This window comes from Algoriphagus sp. CAU 1675 (assembly GCF_029222925.1).
In the GTDB taxonomy this organism is placed as follows: domain Bacteria; phylum Bacteroidota; class Bacteroidia; order Cytophagales; family Cyclobacteriaceae; genus Algoriphagus.
Window position 1 is genome coordinate 74,293 of the sequence record NZ_JARHUI010000006.1, and the last position, 15,746, is coordinate 90,038.

Annotated in this window: 12 protein-coding genes; 11 read left to right on the top strand and 1 reads right to left on the bottom strand. The window is 42.7% G+C overall.

What is annotated here, in order from left to right; genetic code table 11:
* The first annotated feature begins 41 nt into the window (after positions 1–41).
* From P2G54_RS14220 to P2G54_RS14260, 9 genes are all read left to right on the top strand, one after another.
* On the top strand, positions 42–1,577 hold the full coding sequence (locus P2G54_RS14220; protein WP_275872215.1) for a RagB/SusD family nutrient uptake outer membrane protein: 1,536 nt from the start codon (positions 42–44) through the stop codon (positions 1,575–1,577).
* 87 nt (positions 1,578–1,664) lie between these two features.
* Entirely contained in the window at positions 1,665–3,077 is a 1,413-nt protein-coding gene (locus P2G54_RS14225) for a sulfatase-like hydrolase/transferase (RefSeq protein ID WP_275872216.1), read from the top strand.
* A 33-nt stretch (positions 3,078–3,110) separates the two neighbouring features.
* On the top strand, positions 3,111–4,838 hold the full coding sequence (locus P2G54_RS14230; protein ID WP_275872217.1) for a right-handed parallel beta-helix repeat-containing protein: 1,728 nt from the start codon (positions 3,111–3,113) through the stop codon (positions 4,836–4,838).
* A gap of 18 nt (positions 4,839–4,856) precedes the next feature.
* Entirely contained in the window at positions 4,857–6,416 is a 1,560-nt protein-coding gene (locus P2G54_RS14235; protein WP_275872218.1) for an arylsulfatase, read from the top strand.
* 361 nt (positions 6,417–6,777) lie between these two features.
* A complete protein-coding gene (gene rimO, locus P2G54_RS14240) occupies positions 6,778–8,091 on the top strand; it encodes a 30S ribosomal protein S12 methylthiotransferase RimO (RefSeq protein WP_275872219.1) in 1,314 nt (437 codons plus the stop codon).
* Between the two features lie 77 nt (positions 8,092–8,168).
* Entirely contained in the window at positions 8,169–9,488 is a 1,320-nt protein-coding gene (locus P2G54_RS14245; protein WP_275872220.1) for a toxin-antitoxin system YwqK family antitoxin, read from the top strand.
* A gap of 6 nt (positions 9,489–9,494) precedes the next feature.
* Positions 9,495–10,385, top strand: coding sequence for a glycerophosphodiester phosphodiesterase family protein (locus tag P2G54_RS14250; RefSeq protein WP_275872221.1), 891 nt, complete (start codon positions 9,495–9,497; stop codon positions 10,383–10,385).
* A gap of 56 nt (positions 10,386–10,441) precedes the next feature.
* Positions 10,442–11,605, top strand: coding sequence for a hypothetical protein (locus P2G54_RS14255; RefSeq protein WP_275872222.1), 1,164 nt, complete (start codon positions 10,442–10,444; stop codon positions 11,603–11,605).
* A gap of 95 nt (positions 11,606–11,700) precedes the next feature.
* On the top strand, positions 11,701–12,696 hold the full coding sequence (locus P2G54_RS14260; protein ID WP_275872223.1) for an adenosine kinase: 996 nt from the start codon (positions 11,701–11,703) through the stop codon (positions 12,694–12,696).
* A 33-nt stretch (positions 12,697–12,729) separates the two neighbouring features.
* Here P2G54_RS14260 and P2G54_RS14265 read toward each other — a convergent pair whose 3' ends face one another.
* Positions 12,730–13,455 carry a nitroreductase family protein gene (locus P2G54_RS14265; RefSeq protein ID WP_275872224.1) on the bottom strand — a complete coding sequence of 242 codons (726 nt, stop codon included), beginning with the start codon at positions 13,453–13,455 and terminating at the stop codon, positions 12,730–12,732.
* A 97-nt stretch (positions 13,456–13,552) separates the two neighbouring features.
* Here P2G54_RS14265 and P2G54_RS14270 point away from each other — a divergent pair, with 97 nt between their 5' ends.
* Positions 13,553–15,040, top strand: a complete 1,488-nt coding sequence (locus tag P2G54_RS14270) for a DUF5687 family protein (RefSeq protein WP_275872225.1) — start codon at positions 13,553–13,555, stop codon at positions 15,038–15,040.
* Positions 15,037–15,732, top strand: a complete 696-nt coding sequence (locus P2G54_RS14275) for an ABC transporter ATP-binding protein (protein WP_275872226.1) — start codon at positions 15,037–15,039, stop codon at positions 15,730–15,732. Before P2G54_RS14270 ends, P2G54_RS14275 begins: the two co-directional genes overlap by 4 nt.
* The last annotated feature ends 14 nt before the right edge of the window (positions 15,733–15,746 follow it).

Genomic DNA, 15,746 nt, shown 5'->3' on the forward strand with positions numbered 1-15,746 from the left:
ATGCGAGATTCCACCTGACCATTTAAACAAAAAATAAACAGATGAAAAAGATATTATATATACTATGTTTCATTGGTTTGGCATCCTGCGCTGAAGATTACCTTGAGCGTGGATCTCTTACCCAGTTAGCCGAAGGTAATTTTTGGCAAAATGAAAAAGATGCCCAATTGGGACTAAATGGTGTCTATGAGGTTCTTCAGGATAGAGTACTATATAGTGGAGGTCTCAATGAAGTGGCAGGTTTACCTTCCCATGATAGTTTTGCTGACAACACCTTCAATAATTATAAATTTGAAGGCCCGGGAAACTTTGTGGAGGGGAGGGCAGATCCTTCTTACGGGTATTTCTTAAACTTCTGGACTTCTCTATATAAAGGAATTGCCAGGGCAAACGTTGCCATAGAAAATATCAGCAGGATTCCTGATAGCCATATTGATCCGGAATCTCGTGCTGCATTGGTAGCGCAGGCAAGATTTCTGAGGGCATTATTCTATTTTAATTTGGCTGTTTATTTTGAAGACGTACCGCTTATCCAAAACTCTCAGACTCTGGAAGAAGCTTATGTTTCAAAAAACACGTATGAAGAGGTAAAGTCTTTTATTATCTCTGAATTGAGAATGGCTGCTGATGATTTGCCTGATTCTTATCCTGCCTCCCAATTTGGTTATGCTACTAGGGGAGCGGCCCTTTCCTTACTTGCGAGATTTGAGCTGTATAATAAAAACTACGGTGAAGTACTGAGGCTGACATCTGAAATCATGGGGTTGGGATATGAACTTCATCCAGACTATGGTCAATTATTTACCGAAGCAGGAGAGCAGTCCAAGGAAATTGTCTTTTCAGTTCGATTTATTCAAGATCAATCCAATAATGGAGAGACTTTCTCGGCCACTTATCTAGGAATTCCTAAGGTAAATATTCAACCCATGCCCAACATGGTGAACGCATATCTGTGTATTGACGGACTTCCGATAACAGAATCTCCTCTTTACAATGCTGCTAAGAAAAATGAAAACAGGGACCCCCGTTTAACTTCATCTGTCTATTTTGAAGGAGATATCTTTCTTAAATATCTGAATCGGCCTTTTAGGGGTAATACAGCGACTAAGTTTGGTTTGAAAAAATATGTCAGGGATGACCAGTCTCCAGACGGAATAGGACCAGCATCTCCGGGAGGTCAGGATTTTTATCTCATTCGCTATGCGGAAGTACTTCTGATGAGAGCTGAGGCTTTGGTTGAGTCAGGCCAGTTTTCGGAGGTTTATACACTGTTGGATCAATTGAGGGAAAGAGCAGGAATGCCAACTGTCACAGAGGTAAATGGTACTGGTTTAAGCCAGGAGGAACTCCTCGATATGGTGAAGTTGGAAAGAAGGGTCGAATTAGCATTTGAGGGATTAAGATTCTTTGATGTAAAGCGCTGGGGGGAAGTGGAGGCAGCTTACGCGAGGGCAAAGGCTGACCCTGTTGGTCCTTACAATCCGGTATACAGAGGAAGACAATCTGAGGTTTTTGCAATTCCTCAATCTGAAATCGATGCCAATTCCAATTTGATCCAGAATCCTGTTTGGAATTAATCCCGTGCCAAGGTTATAAATAGGGTAGATTGGGTTAATCACTCCCATCTTTATAAAGGTGGGGGTGGTTCCTTTTAGCATTTAAAAATGAAAAATCTAATTTGTCTAGCATTAATTCTGTTTTGGGAAAATTACGCCTTTGCCCAAATAAGGCCTGCATTGGAAAGGCCAAACATTATAGTCATACTTACTGATGACCAGGGGTATGCAGATGTTGGCTTCAACGGGAGCAAGGATATTTCTACTCCGGGGATAGATCGAATAGCTAATGATGGAGTGGTATTCAAATCAGGATATGTTTCTTATGCCGTTTGTGGTCCAAGCAGGGCAGGTTTGATCACAGGAAGGTATCAAGACAGATTTGGTTTTTCCCGAAATCCATTATTGGCTCCCAAAGATTCCACAATGGGACTTCCCTTAAGTGAAGAAACCATCGCTGATCTATTGAAAAGGGCCGGATACAAGACAGGCGCAATTGGTAAATGGCACTTAGGAGCTCATCCTAGCCTAGTTCCCAACCGTCGGGGCTTTGATGAGTTTTTTGGTTTTCTCTCAGGAGGGCATCACTATTTCCCGGAAAAATGGACTCTTGAAGACCTTTCGGAAGCGAAGACCCAGTTTGATGGGTATCGTACGAAGCTTCTTAAAAATGAGGTTAGGGTTGATGAGCAGGAATATCTTACAGATGCTTTTTCCCGGGAAGCTTTGAACTTCATCAAGACAAATCAGGCTCATCCATTCTTCCTGTATTTGGCATACAATGCCCCTCATACCCCGATGCAGGCCACCGAAAAGTACCTCAGCAGATTTCCGCATATTCAGGATCCTAAGAGGAAAACATACGCCGCTATGGTGAGTGCTGTTGACGATGGAGTTGATGCTTTGTTGGATCTGTTGAAAGAGCTTGAAATAGAAGAAAATACCATCGTTTTTTTTCTCTCTGATAACGGAGGGCCGACCAAAGATAATGCCTCAAATAATCAACCCTTGAGAGGATTTAAGGGGGATTTCTTTGAGGGAGGAGTTAGGGTTCCTTTTGCCATGCAATGGAAAGGACAAATCCCTGGAGGGCAAATATTCGATTCTCCGGTAATTTCTCTAGATATTTTTGCAACTGCGGCCTCAGTTTCAAAAGTCCAGCCCAAGCATGATTTGGATGGAGTGGATTTAATCCCATTTCTAAAGGGACAAAAACAAGGTGTACCCCATGAGGAACTTTATTGGAGAAATTTCGATGCCAACCGCTTCGCGATGCGTGCTGCAGATTCAAAGATTATCCTTCAGAGCAATCAAAATTTCCTTTTTGATTTAGGTAGGGATATCTCTGAATCACAAAACAGATTTTCCATCCAGGAAGATTTAGCAAGAAGACTCGCAGAAAAGGTAGAAGTCTGGAAAAAGCAATTGATGGACCCCATATTCTTGGGCTTGTTACAGGATGCTGAATATAGCCGATTAAATCCAGATCGATTTACTCAGTCTTCAAAGGAGGATAATTAATTCGTGTTTTCATTTTTAACAGAATTCATTGCCATGAATTTTATCACAAGACCTAAATCCATATTTGGGATTCTGCTGCTCTTTTTTTCAATTCCATTGGCTAATGCCACAGATTACTATTTCCATCCCAGGCTTGGGAAAGACAGTAACTCTGGACTTGCCAGAAAAGATGCATTTCGCACGCTGGAAAAAGTAAAGTCATTGAGGCTACAGGAGGGTGACAGAATCCTGCTTGCTGCAGGAGAGGTTTTTGAAGGGAGCTTGGAGATTGTTGGTTTTCAGGGAAGTGCAGAACATCCACTGGTAATTGATTCTTACTTTGATAATGCAATTTCTGAATTCCCTAAGGCTAAAATTAATGCAAAGGGGTACTTGAACGGCATACTGATCGAGAATTCCAATTTTGTCAATGTCCAAAATCTGGAGATCACTGCGGAGGGCTATGGGACAATGCTCGCAATAGGCTCTATGCGGGTGGGAGTCATGATCCGCTCTGCCAATAACCATGGGGTAAAAGGAATTACCTTGGATGGTTTGAAGATTTCCAGGGTTTTCTTTGAAGAAAAGGAAGTAAAACGAAGCGCCGAAGAAGTCAAGACTGCAAATGGAACCCAGCGCTATGGCTGGGGGATTCGTGTCATAAATCAATCAGACAATGAATTCATTGAAGAGATCGAGATTTTGAATTCGGAAATCTCTGATGTAAGTCATACGGGCATCAAGCTTACCGGATCTCCAAATCAAAATATCAGAAGAGTCAGGATCCTTGGAAATACTCTCAATAAAACAGGTGGACCTGGCATTCAAATGTCAGGGGTCAAATTTGTACATGTTGCAGATAATACTGTGACCTATTCTGGTTCAGCAGATGACAGTCGAAAATGGGGTAGGGGAAGTGGTCTCTGGACCTGGGGATCCTCCATGGTTTTGATCGAAAAAAACAAATTTTTGTATGCCAATGGACCCGGAGATTCAGCCGGTGCCCATATCGATTTTAATTGTGACAATATTGTGCTCCAGTATAACATCAGTGCCTACAATGCTGGGGGATTTATAGAAGTTTTGGGCAATAATTACAATTGTGCCTATCGATATAATATCTCTGTCAATGATGGACATAGAGTAAAAGGAAAGGATGGGGCTTTTCAAGAAGGCAAAATATTTTGGCTCAGCGGATATCAGGGTGAGAAAAGACCAAGAAAAGGTCCCGTGAACTCTTATTTCTACAACAACACCATTTTTGTTTCGGAGGATTTGGTAGCTAAAATTGCCATTGATAATCGTTCGAGTGGGATTTTATTGGCAAATAACATTTTTTATATTCAAGGAAAGACCGAGCAGGTATCTGGTGATCAATACCTTCCTGATGATAGTTCGGAAAGAAAAATAGAACATGTTTTTTTTAAGAATAACCTTTTTCTGAAACAAAATACCTGGCCTGAGCAAGCCATAATTCAGTCGGAAGAAAGCCGATTTGGAGATCCTCAATTTTCCAATCCAGGTGGATTAAATCCTGAGGATTACATACCCTTTAACCTCAAATTGGTTCAAGAGGGAATTCCCATAAGAAAGCTTTCAGATGATGCTTTTGGATTGCCAGGGGGGCTTGAAATGGAAACTGATTTTCTGGGCAATCCAATTCAGGGAAACCCTGGCATTGGAGCGATTCAGGTTGATCCAAGTCGTTTAGAGCAACAACTGAAAGGACCCCAGAGAAAATTATCAAACTCAAAAATGACTCAAAGACCGATTAAACAATAAACCTAATCCCCAACAAAGATGAAGAAAACGAATCCTTTTGCTTGGCTGCTTTGCTCGATTGCTGCTTTTTTTATCCTAAGCTGTTCCCAAGCTCCAGTACAGGAGGAAAAGCCTGATCAAAAGCCCAATATTGTTTTTATTTACCTGGATGATCTGGGCTATGGAGATGTAAGTGCTTACCAAGCCGGAACGCTTCAAACCCCAAATATGGATCGCTTGGCAAATGGGGGAGTTCGGTTTACCAATGGATATGCCTCTTCTGCAACCTGTACACCCAGTAGATATGCCATCCTAACAGGTACCTATCCTTGGAGAAATCAAAACGCAAAAATTCTACCCGGAACAGCTCCCTTGCTGATTGATACAACCCAGCTGACCCTTCCAAAATTATTGAAGGAGGTAGGATATCATACGGCCGTTGTTGGGAAATGGCATTTAGGATTGGGCTTGGGAAATGTTGACTGGAACCAGGAAATCAGCCCAGGCCCCAACCAGGTAGGATTCGATTATTCTCATATCATGGCGGCTACACAGGACCGAGTCCCCACTGTTTATATTGAAAATGGAAATGTGGTCAATTTGGACCCCAATGATCCTATTCAGGTAGATTACGATCAAAATTTTGAAGGGGAGCCTACAGCCCTGACCAACCCGGAATTGTTGACTATGAAATGGCACCATGGACATAATAACAGCATTGTCAATGGAATTCCAAGAATCGGATTTATGAAAGGAGGTCATAGTGCCAAATGGAGTGATGTCGATATGGCTGACCATTTTCTGGCAAAGGCCCAGGCTTATGTCAGAGAAAAAGGGAATTCGGACAAACCGTTTTTCCTGTTTTATGCACTCCAGCAGCCACACGTTCCTCGTACTCCCCATCCGAGATTTGCAGGGAAATCCGGTATGGGTCCTAGAGGAGATGTGATTTTGGAAGCGGATTGGGTTATTGGAGAATTTTTGAAGACGCTCGAAGATGAAGGATTGTTGGAGAATACCTTGATTTTTTTATCCAGCGATAATGGCCCTGTTTTGAATGATGGATATTTTGATGATGCTGTTGAGAAACTAGGTGACCATACTCCGGCCGGACCTTTCAGGGGTGGCAAGTATTCGCTCTTTGAAGCCGGAACTAGGGTTCCTTTTGTTGCGTATTGGAAAGGGAAAATCCAGCCCGGTGTGTCCACTGCCTTGGTAACACAGATTGATTTGCTCTCTTCTTTGGCAGCTTTAGTGGGTAGTGATAAGAAAACATTGGACAGTCAGAATCTAATGAATGCTTTTCTAGGTAATAGTCAGCAGGGAAGGGATGCCTTTGTCTTGGAGGCCTATACCAAAACGGCCCTTCGCTCTGGGGATTGGGTGATGATTCCTCCTTATCCTGGGCCAGCAATAGAAAAAAATGTGAATATCGAGATGGGTAATTCCCCGGAGTATCAGTTGTACAATTTGAGAGAGGACCCTGGACAACAAAATAATCTAGCTGAATCAAATCCTGATAAACTCCAAGAAATGATCAGTTTGTTTGAAAACATCAGAGGCGATAATAGCAAAATTGAACAAGTAGAACTGAAATAATTAACAGGCAAAGAGCTTAGAAACCGGTTTTCTAGGCTCTTTGTCTTTTATGATAATCTTTTAAGGTCTGGTTAATTTAAAAGGTTTTATGTGAATGCTTTCTTCTAAAATAGAACAGGTTTGGCCAGAGGCACATTCAAGTTGAATATCAGCTGAATTACTCATCATTAAGCAAGATTTCCTTGCTGAAAAAAACACGTTGACGTTTCGAAAATGGGTTGAATCAAATCTCTTTTTAAAGATTCAAGACCAAAAACCCTGTAATTTTTGAATTAGAGATGAACCTGTCTTCATGTGGTAGATTTGGAACCTTTTCAGGTCTTTTTTCCTTACCTTTGGGCTCCCAAATCGAGGAATATCTGTGAAAGCGAGAACATTAAAGAAAGACAAGGTCAATATCATCACCATGGGTTGCTCCAAAAACCTGGTGGATTCCGAAGTGCTTTTGACCCAACTCAAAGGAAACGGAATTAATGCCAGTCATGAGTCCAACTCTGACGACAACAATATCATCATTATCAATACCTGTGGGTTTATTGACAATGCGAAGCAGGAGTCCATCGACACGATTTTGCAATACGTTGATGCCAAGGAACAGGGATTGGTGGATAAAGTTTACGTCACCGGCTGTCTTTCTCAGCGCTACAAAGACGATTTGGAAAAAGAAATCCCTCAAGTGGATGCTTTCTTTGGGACCAGGGATTTGCCCGCGATTTTGAAAAAATTCAAGGCGGATTACAAGCATGAATTGGTGGGTGAACGTCTTTTGACCCACTCGGCACACTATGCGTATATGAAGATTTCCGAAGGATGTGATCGGCCTTGTTCTTTCTGTGCGATTCCTTTGATGCGTGGAGGACATATCTCAAGACCTATTGAGGAGTTGGTCAAAGAGGCCCAGCACAAAGCATCCCAGGGTACCAAGGAATTACTTTTGATTGCTCAGGATTCCACCTATTACGGATTGGATTTATACAAAAAGAGAAACCTTGCCGAGCTTCTTCGCCAACTTTCCGATGTGGAGGGGATTGACTGGATCCGCTTGCATTATGCCTATCCTACAGGATTCCCGATGGATGTGATTGAAGTGATGAAGGAGCGCCCGAATATCTGCAAGTACCTAGATATTCCTTTGCAGCACGGTTCAACTGATGTGCTGAAAGCCATGAGAAGAGGGACTACCCGGGAAAAGCAGGAAGAACTGATTCACAGTATCCGGGAGATGATTCCTGAGATTGCGATCCGTACAACCCTGATTGCCGGGCATCCTGGTGAAGGAGAAAAAGAGTTTCAGGAAATGGTGGACTTTGTCGAGCGAATGAAGTTTGAGCGCTTGGGAGTCTTTACCTATTCCCATGAGGAAAATACACATGCTTACGGCATGGAAGACAAGCTCTCTCAGGAAGAAAAACAAGAAAGAGCGAATCACCTGATGGATATTCAGGAGCAGATCAGCTATGACCTCAATCAGGAAAAAGTTGGAAAGACTTTCAAAGTCCTGATTGATAAAAAAGAAGGGGGGTACTTCGTGGGCCGAACTGAATTTGACTCCGTAGAAGTGGACAATGAGGTGCTGATCGATGCCTCCAAATTCTATTGCAGAGTAGGGGACTTTGTTCAAGCCAAGGTCTTCGAGGCGACGGAGTTTGATTTGTATGCCGATGTAATTGGCTAAAAATCAGATTGAAATAAAGTTGGAGTTATTCGAAGGGACTGTTATTTTTATTTGAATAGCTATTTAACAGGACTAATATGTGGTCACTTATTGCATCTATTTTTCTTTTTCTTTCATCCCCTGATTCAGAGCAACTGAGTTATTTGTATTTCGGGAATACCAATCTATTGGGAGTGGGTAAAATTTTAAATGGAAAAAAAGAAGGATTGTGGAGGGTTTACTATTCAAATAATCCACTAGACAATCCCGAACCGAGTTTGCTGAAAGCAAATCAGAAAGTATTCGAAGAGAAATTCACTCCAGAACGAGTAGTATTTCAAATCCATTTCAAAGGAGATCTTCCGGATGGCTTGTTTCAAGAAAATTATCCGTCAGGGGAAATTAAGTCTATCACATCCTTCGAGGAAGGAAAGCAAAGTGGTGATTTTCGGGAGTTTCATAAAAATGGTGAAATAAAAACCCAAGGAACCTATCTCGATGGAAAAAGAGAAGGGAGTTGGGAAGAGTTTTATGAAACTGGAATCACCAAGTTTGAAGTCATATATAAAGAAGGCTTGATGCAAGGCAATTCAAAAGGTTATTTCCCTGACGGCAAGTCCCAATGGGAGATACCTTATCAAAATGGCAAAATTAATGGAGAGTACCGGGTATTTTTTGGAAATGGTAATTTGCAAGAAAGAGGAACCTATGAAGGAAAGCTGATTTTACGTGGGAACTTTTTGAACGGAAGTCCAAATGGCGAATGGGTTTCTTATGACAAAAATGGAAAATTAGTTTTCAAAGGGACTTTTAATCAAGGAATAGCTTCCGGTGAATGGACCGAGCAGGTTGATGTTGTCAATGGCTTTTATAGAAAAGGAAGCTATGTGGATGGACAAAAAGAAGGAGAATGGATACTGGTTGATGAATCCGGACAAACTTCACAAGTTGAATATTTCAAAAAAGGAGAATTGGTTTCGGTGGGGCCATTTATGGTTGGAGTAAAGGAATTAAAAGGGGGCAAGTTGAAGAAAGGAACCGGCCAGCGAATATTCTATGATTCAGAGGGGCACATTATAGCGAAGGGTAAATATTCCAAAGGAATTCCAAAGGGCGACTGGTACTTTTATTTTCCAAAATCAGATCGAGTTACTGCTGCGGGGAGAATGGTCGGTCCTGATCGGATCGGATTATGGAACTTCTATAGCTTTGAAGGTAAAATCATAGACCAACAAAATTATGCTCCCGATTATTCAAATTCCATTGACTCCGACTTTAATTCTCAACCTTTAAGAATTCATAGTTCGAAGGGATATCGGTCATCTCCGAGAGGTGCGGTTGATGCCATTCAGTCAGCACAGGAAAGTATGTTTAGATCACAAGTCGATTTGAATTCATTCTTCCTTTTAAGAAATTAAGTTTATATGACATCCAACATGAAGTTTTTGAAAAATATTCTCATAGTACTTTTGGGGGGCTTTCCGATTTCCGGTTTTGCTCAATTTTCCTATGATATGCAAGGCCATAGAGGAGCAAGAGGCTTGATGCCGGAAAACACCATCCCGGCTATGATCAAAGCCCTGGAGTTAGGTTCTACCCGTTTGGAAGTGGATTTGGCAATCTCCAAAGACGGAGAGGTGATCGTTTCCCATGAGCCATACATGAATCCGCTGATATGTTGGGATCCGGAAGGAGCCGAGATTCTCTCTGATGATAAATCACACAATATTTATCAAATGACCTATCAGGAAATCCAGACTTATGATTGTGGAAGCAAAATACATCCGGGATTTCCTCAGCAGGTTAAATTCCATGTGACCAAGCCTAGGTTGAAGGATGTTTTTGCAGTAGTGGATCAGTATGCGGATAACTTTGGGTACTTGAAACCTAATTACAATATTGAAATCAAAAGCTCTCCTGAAGGAGACGGGGTTTACCATCCGGAAGTCGGGGAGTTTTCGGAAATAGTTCTGAAACTAATCCAGGAAACCATAGGTTTGGAGCGGGTGAATATCCAGTCCTTTGACTTTAGGGTGCTGCAATATCTCCACAAAAAGCATCCAGATGTGGAACTTGCCATGTTGGTTTCCAATGCGGCAGAATATGAAAAGCAACTGGAAGAGTTGGGATTTCAGCCCGAAATTTATTCTCCCCATTTCAGTGCGCTGTCCAAGGAGGCGGTTCAAGTCCTTCATGAAAGAGGAATGAAGATTGTCCCATGGACAGTCAATACTGCCGAACAGATGAATGCCTTACTGGATATGGGAGTGGATGGGATTATTACGGATTATCCTAACCTGGCTCCTAAGCGTTAATTTTTGCCGTTTGACTTCCTTGGGTTAATTTAGCCGACTAAAATCCCCCCCCCCGAATGAAGCTGATTGAAGTGACCACGCCTGCCCATCAGAAGGAATTTATTGAGATGGCGGTCAGGCTGTATAAAAAGGAAAAAAACTGGATCCGTCCCCTGGACAATGACATCGAAGGACTTTTTCATCCGGAGACCAATAAGCTTTTCAGAAACGGAGCCAAAGCCAAACGCTGGCTGCTTCAGGATGATGCCGGAAAGACCATTGGTAGGATTGCAGCCTTTATCAATCCCAAGATGAAAGAAAAGCAACCTACAGGCGGGGTTGGTTTTTTTGAATGTATTGATAGCGAGGAAGCAGCGTTTATGCTCTTTGACGTGGCTAAGGATTGGTTGCAAAGCGAGGGGATGGAAGCCATGGATGGCCCGATCAATTTCGGCGAACGGGACAAGTGGTGGGGCTTGTTGGTAGATGGGTTTACCGAGCCCAACTACAATATGCCTTATAATTTCAGTTACTATCAGAAGTTCTTCGAGGATTACGGATTTCAGCTGTATTTCAAGCAGTTTACCTACATGCGTCCGGTGCAGGAATTGGGCTTTGATGAGAAAATGATCAAGAGGGCCAATGCCGTAATCGATAATCCGGATTATTCATTTCGCTATATCAAGGGGAAGGAACTTCAGGAGAAAGCGCCGGAATATTTCATGACCGTTTACAATAAAGCTTGGGCCCGTCACATGGGGAAGTCCCTTTCCCTGAAAGAAGCTCAGCTGATGTTTGGGAAAATGAAACCCATCATCGATGCCCGTTTGATTTATTTCGGGTTTTACAAAGGGGAGCCCGTTTCCTTTTTCATTCAAATCCCGGAGATCAACCAGATTTTCAAACATGTAAACGGGAAGATGGATTTGATTGGGAAGTTGAAGTTTCTCTGGTACAAGACCTTTTCTCCACCCAATAAAATGCTGGGTTTAGTTTTTGGTGTGGTTCCTGAGCACCAGGGCAAGGGAGTGGAAAGTGCGATGATCATCAGTTACGACAAAATGAGCGGAAAATCCTCTTTCCCTTACAAGACCATTGAGATGAACTGGATCGGGGATTTCAATCCGAAGATGATGCGGGTTTGTGAACAGCTTCTGGCGACCATCTACAAGACCCATCATACCTATCGTTATTTGTTCGATCGGGAAAAGCCCTTCGAGAGACATCCCATCTTTGATTAAACAAGAACTTTGACGAGGCTAAAGCTGGTAGTCTTGTCCTATTTATGATTTCCATTAGCTTTCCAAGGTAATCTTTCAATAATACAATTCCATAAATGAAAAAATACGACGTAGCGGGCATAGGAAATGCCTTGGTAGATATTGAGTTTGAGGTAAATGATCAGTTTTTTGCTGACAATGGCGTGGAAAAAGGCCTGATGACTTTGGTGGACGAAGACCGGCAAAATCACCTGATGAAAACCATCAACCATGATGTTGCGAAAAAGCAAGCTGGTGGTTCTGCTGCCAATACTGTGGTAGCTGTGAGTCAATTTGGAGGGAAGTCCTTTTATTGTTTTCGGGTGGCCAATGATGACTTGGGACATTTCTATTTGCAAAATTTAATTGATTCAGGTGTTGATGTTGCCTTGGTTCCGGAACTTTTGGAAAACGGGGTAACAGGTAAATGTCTGGTGATGGTGACTGAGGACTCTGAAAGGACGATGAATACTTTTCTTGGAATCACTCAGAATTTCTCCGTAAAGGATATTCATGATTCTGCGATCAAAGACTCTCAGTTTTTATTTATTGAAGGATATTTGGTGACCTCTCCCAATGGAAAAGAAGCCATGCTTCATGCAAAAAAAGTAGCGGAGGAATCCGGAACCAAGGTGGCATTGACTTTTTCTGATCCAGCCATGGTCAAATATTTTAAAGGGAATTTTGATGATGTCATCGGTCCGAGTGTGGATTTGCTTTTTGCCAATGAGGAAGAAGCTATGCTGTATACCGGAAAAAGTAATTTGATGGAGGTCCGTGAGGAAATGAAAAAAGCAGCAAAGCATTTTGTGATCACTCAAGGCAAAAACGGAGCGATGATCTTTGACGGAGATACTTTTATAGACATCGAACCCTATAAAACCACCGCCATCGACAGCAATGGGGCAGGAGATATGTTTGCGGGAGCATTTCTGTATGGGGTTACCAACGGGCACAGTTATGCTTCTAGTGGAAAACTGGCTTCTATGGCCAGTTCACAAATCGTAAGTCAGTTTGGGCCCCGCCTACAATGGCATCAGGCCAAGGATATTTTGGCGAGATTGAATCCCTGATAAGAATTCCCGGAACAAACCTTCCGGGATTTTTTATGCCTTGGTAAAGATGAGTTCCTCCTTTGGCAAGCGGAAGCGCTCTCCATAGATTCCCTCCGGAAGTCCCTTGCCACAGCCTATGATCATGCAGATTTCAGATGCCTTGGGCAAGTTTAACAGTTTTTTGATCCGTTTGGAATCATAGCCTTCCATGGGGCAGGTGTCATAGCCTGAGGCTTTCATTCCCAGCATGAAAGTCATGGAGGCCAAGGCGGCACTTTTGTGGACGGATATTCGCACTTCGGATTCACCGACTTCCCTGACCATAGGTCTTCGCAAACCAACCCACCAGGCCACGATTTTTTTCAGAGTGGACCATCCGGGATATTTTCCAAATAGTTTGGGAATCAATTTGTCGTAATAGCTCAATGCCCTTTTGATTTTCTCCGGGGACTGATTTTGCCGGGAGTGTTTGATATACTCATAGTTTGCCTTTGCCCGGGATTTCCAGAGATCCCTCCGGGTAATTACTACCACTAATTCGCGGGCTGTAGTTGCTGCTTTTTGGTGCATGCAAAGTTGGGCCAAGGGATTTTTCAATGCTGAACTCTCAGGAACCCTGATAAACTCGTACAGTTGGAGGTTGGAACTATTGGGGGACAAAATGGCCGCTTCCAGACATTTTTTGACTATGTCGTGATCAAAGGGAGCTTCCTGATCAAATATGCGAATAGACCTGCGCTGTTCCACCGCTTCAAAGAAACCAATTTCCTGTACCATTTGCCTCAATTTTGAATCTCAGAATGGATCAAACTATGATTGACCCAAAATATCCATATCTTGGGCAAGATATAATTTTCATAGAAAGATTTGGCCTATGTTTTTCGAATTGATTCGGTTGCAGTTTCTGAAAACCGCTCGATCCACCTCCTTTGCCAAAAGTTTACTCACGGGCATTTTCGTTGGCTTTGTCATTTTGCTCTTGTTGAGTTATGTGTTTTTGGCAGGATTGTTTTTAGGGAGAATCATTGAGCAACTGGCTGAAGGGCAGGATCCCTTGACTGTATTGAACAGTTACTTGGTCTTTTTCTTCCTGACGGAATTCATGTACCGGTATTTTATCCAAAAGCTTCCGGTGGTGGAGTTAGAAAGCCTTCTTCATCTTCCCATAGGAAAGAACAAGATCATTCACATGCTTCTCGTCCGCTCCTTTATTTCTCCTATCAATCTCATCGCCTTGCTTCTTTTTCTCCCTTTTGGAGTGCAGGTGATTTTTCCGGAGTTTGGACTGATGTCCTTGTTGGGGTGGATTGGATCCATATTGCTGACCAGCTGGACACTTCATTGGTTTATGCTTTGGTTTAAGCAGCGCTTTGAAGACAGTATTTGGGGCTTGGCCGGCGTTTTCGCCGTTTTATTGGCAAGTGCAGGCTCAAGTTACTTTGGCTGGTACAACTTGGGAGAGCTTATGAAGCCGGTATTTGATTTTGCAATTCTCCACCCTGTATCTGTCATGGGAATGCTTTTGCTGGCAGCTTTGAGTTATTGGTTGTGTTTTGGCTATTATCTGGATCATGCGTATTTGGAGGACCTCTCAGAGGAAGAGGATGTCAGGTTTGTGGGGAAATCTATCGGTCTGCTTTCGAGGTTTGGCTTGGCTGGGGAGTTGGCCAATTTGGAATGGAAACTCATCATCAGGCATAAAAGAAGCCGGACCTTCCTGACGCTTTCGGCCTTCTTCCTGCTTTACGGTTTGATTTTTTATACCAATCCTGCCTATGGTGTGGCAGGGGAAATTTCTCCGATTTACATATTTGTGGGGATTTTCATCACCGGGATTTTTATGATCCAGTATGGGCAATTGTTTCTCGGTTGGAATTCAGGCAATTTTGATTTTTTCCTTAATAAAAAATCCGGAGTAGAGGCCTTAATTCAGGGGAAATACCTGTTGTTTTTTGGGATATCGGGGCTCTGTTTTTTGGCCTCCGTTCCCTATGTGTATTTTGGCTGGCATATTTTGCTAATTCACGTTGCAACCTATTTGTTCAATGTTGGCATTTTGGTTCATGTTATCATTTACCTGGCACTTTGGAAGCCGAAACCATTTGACCTGAATAAGGGAGCCATGTTCAACTATGAAGGGGTTGGCGCTGCCCAATGGTTGATGGTACTTCCTTTGATGGGCCTGCCTTATCTGGTTTACCTGCCATTTTCCCTGTTGATCAATGACTATGCAGGCCTGTTGGCTTTGGGGATATGTGGTGTGGTCGGGATCCTGGCTTTTAAGCCACTTAGCAGGATTAATGTCAACCGGGTATACAACAATAAATACGAAATCTCATCTTCTTTTCGACAAGAATTATGATCACTGTAAAGAATCTGAAAAAGCAATACAAAGAAAATGTGGTGTTGGATGTGGAGGAACTTTTCATTCCCGGCTCCCAGTGTTTTGGGTTGGTAGGAAATAATGGGGCAGGGAAAACCACTTTGTTCAGAATCATTTTAGATCTGGTAAGGGCTACATCCGGTTATGTGGAGATCAACGGGGTGGAGGTGAGTAAATCCGAAGAATGGAAAGCCAGTACAGGCGCTTATCTAGATGAGCATATGTTGTTGGGGTACCTGACTCCGGATGAGTATTTTCAGACACTGCGGAAGATTTATGGAATGTCGGAGTCCGATTTGAAATTGCATCTGGACAAGTTTGTGGAGCTATTCAATGAGGAAGTGTTAGGAAAGAAAAAATACATCCGCGATTTGTCCAAAGGGAATCTAAAAAAAGTTGGGATTGCAGCCGCGATGATGGGTAAACCAGAGGTGGTATTGTTGGATGAGCCATTCGAAAACCTGGATCCAAGTTCACAGATCAGGCTGAAAAAACTCATTCTTCAGGAAAAGGAGAATTCCAGGATCACTTTCCTGATCTCCTCCCATGACCTAAACCATGTCACGGAACTCTGTGACCGGATTGTATTGCTTGAAAAAGGGAAGATCATCCGTGACCTGAATGACAAATCCGCCATGATGAGCGAATTGGAGGCATACTTCACGGGTTAATTCGGCTGGGGGAT

Excerpts from the sequence above, each read along its gene's own strand:
- P2G54_RS14275 (WP_275872226.1), top strand. The coding sequence starts at position 15,037 with ATGATCACTGTAAAGAATCTGAAAAAGCAATACAAAGAAAATGTGGTG.
- P2G54_RS14220 (WP_275872215.1), top strand. The coding sequence starts at position 42 with ATGAAAAAGATATTATATATACTATGTTTCATTGGTTTGGCATCCTGC.
- P2G54_RS14265 (WP_275872224.1), bottom strand. The coding sequence starts at position 13,455 with ATGGTACAGGAAATTGGTTTCTTTGAAGCGGTGGAACAGCGCAGGTCT.
- P2G54_RS14270 (WP_275872225.1), top strand. The coding sequence starts at position 13,553 with ATGTTTTTCGAATTGATTCGGTTGCAGTTTCTGAAAACCGCTCGATCC.
- P2G54_RS14255 (WP_275872222.1), top strand. The coding sequence starts at position 10,442 with ATGAAGCTGATTGAAGTGACCACGCCTGCCCATCAGAAGGAATTTATT.
- P2G54_RS14250 (WP_275872221.1), top strand. The coding sequence starts at position 9,495 with ATGACATCCAACATGAAGTTTTTGAAAAATATTCTCATAGTACTTTTG.
- P2G54_RS14260 (WP_275872223.1), top strand. The coding sequence starts at position 11,701 with ATGAAAAAATACGACGTAGCGGGCATAGGAAATGCCTTGGTAGATATT.
- P2G54_RS14245 (WP_275872220.1), top strand. The coding sequence starts at position 8,169 with ATGTGGTCACTTATTGCATCTATTTTTCTTTTTCTTTCATCCCCTGAT.
- P2G54_RS14225 (WP_275872216.1), top strand. The coding sequence starts at position 1,665 with ATGAAAAATCTAATTTGTCTAGCATTAATTCTGTTTTGGGAAAATTAC.
- P2G54_RS14230 (WP_275872217.1), top strand. The coding sequence starts at position 3,111 with ATGAATTTTATCACAAGACCTAAATCCATATTTGGGATTCTGCTGCTC.
- P2G54_RS14235 (WP_275872218.1), top strand. The coding sequence starts at position 4,857 with ATGAAGAAAACGAATCCTTTTGCTTGGCTGCTTTGCTCGATTGCTGCT.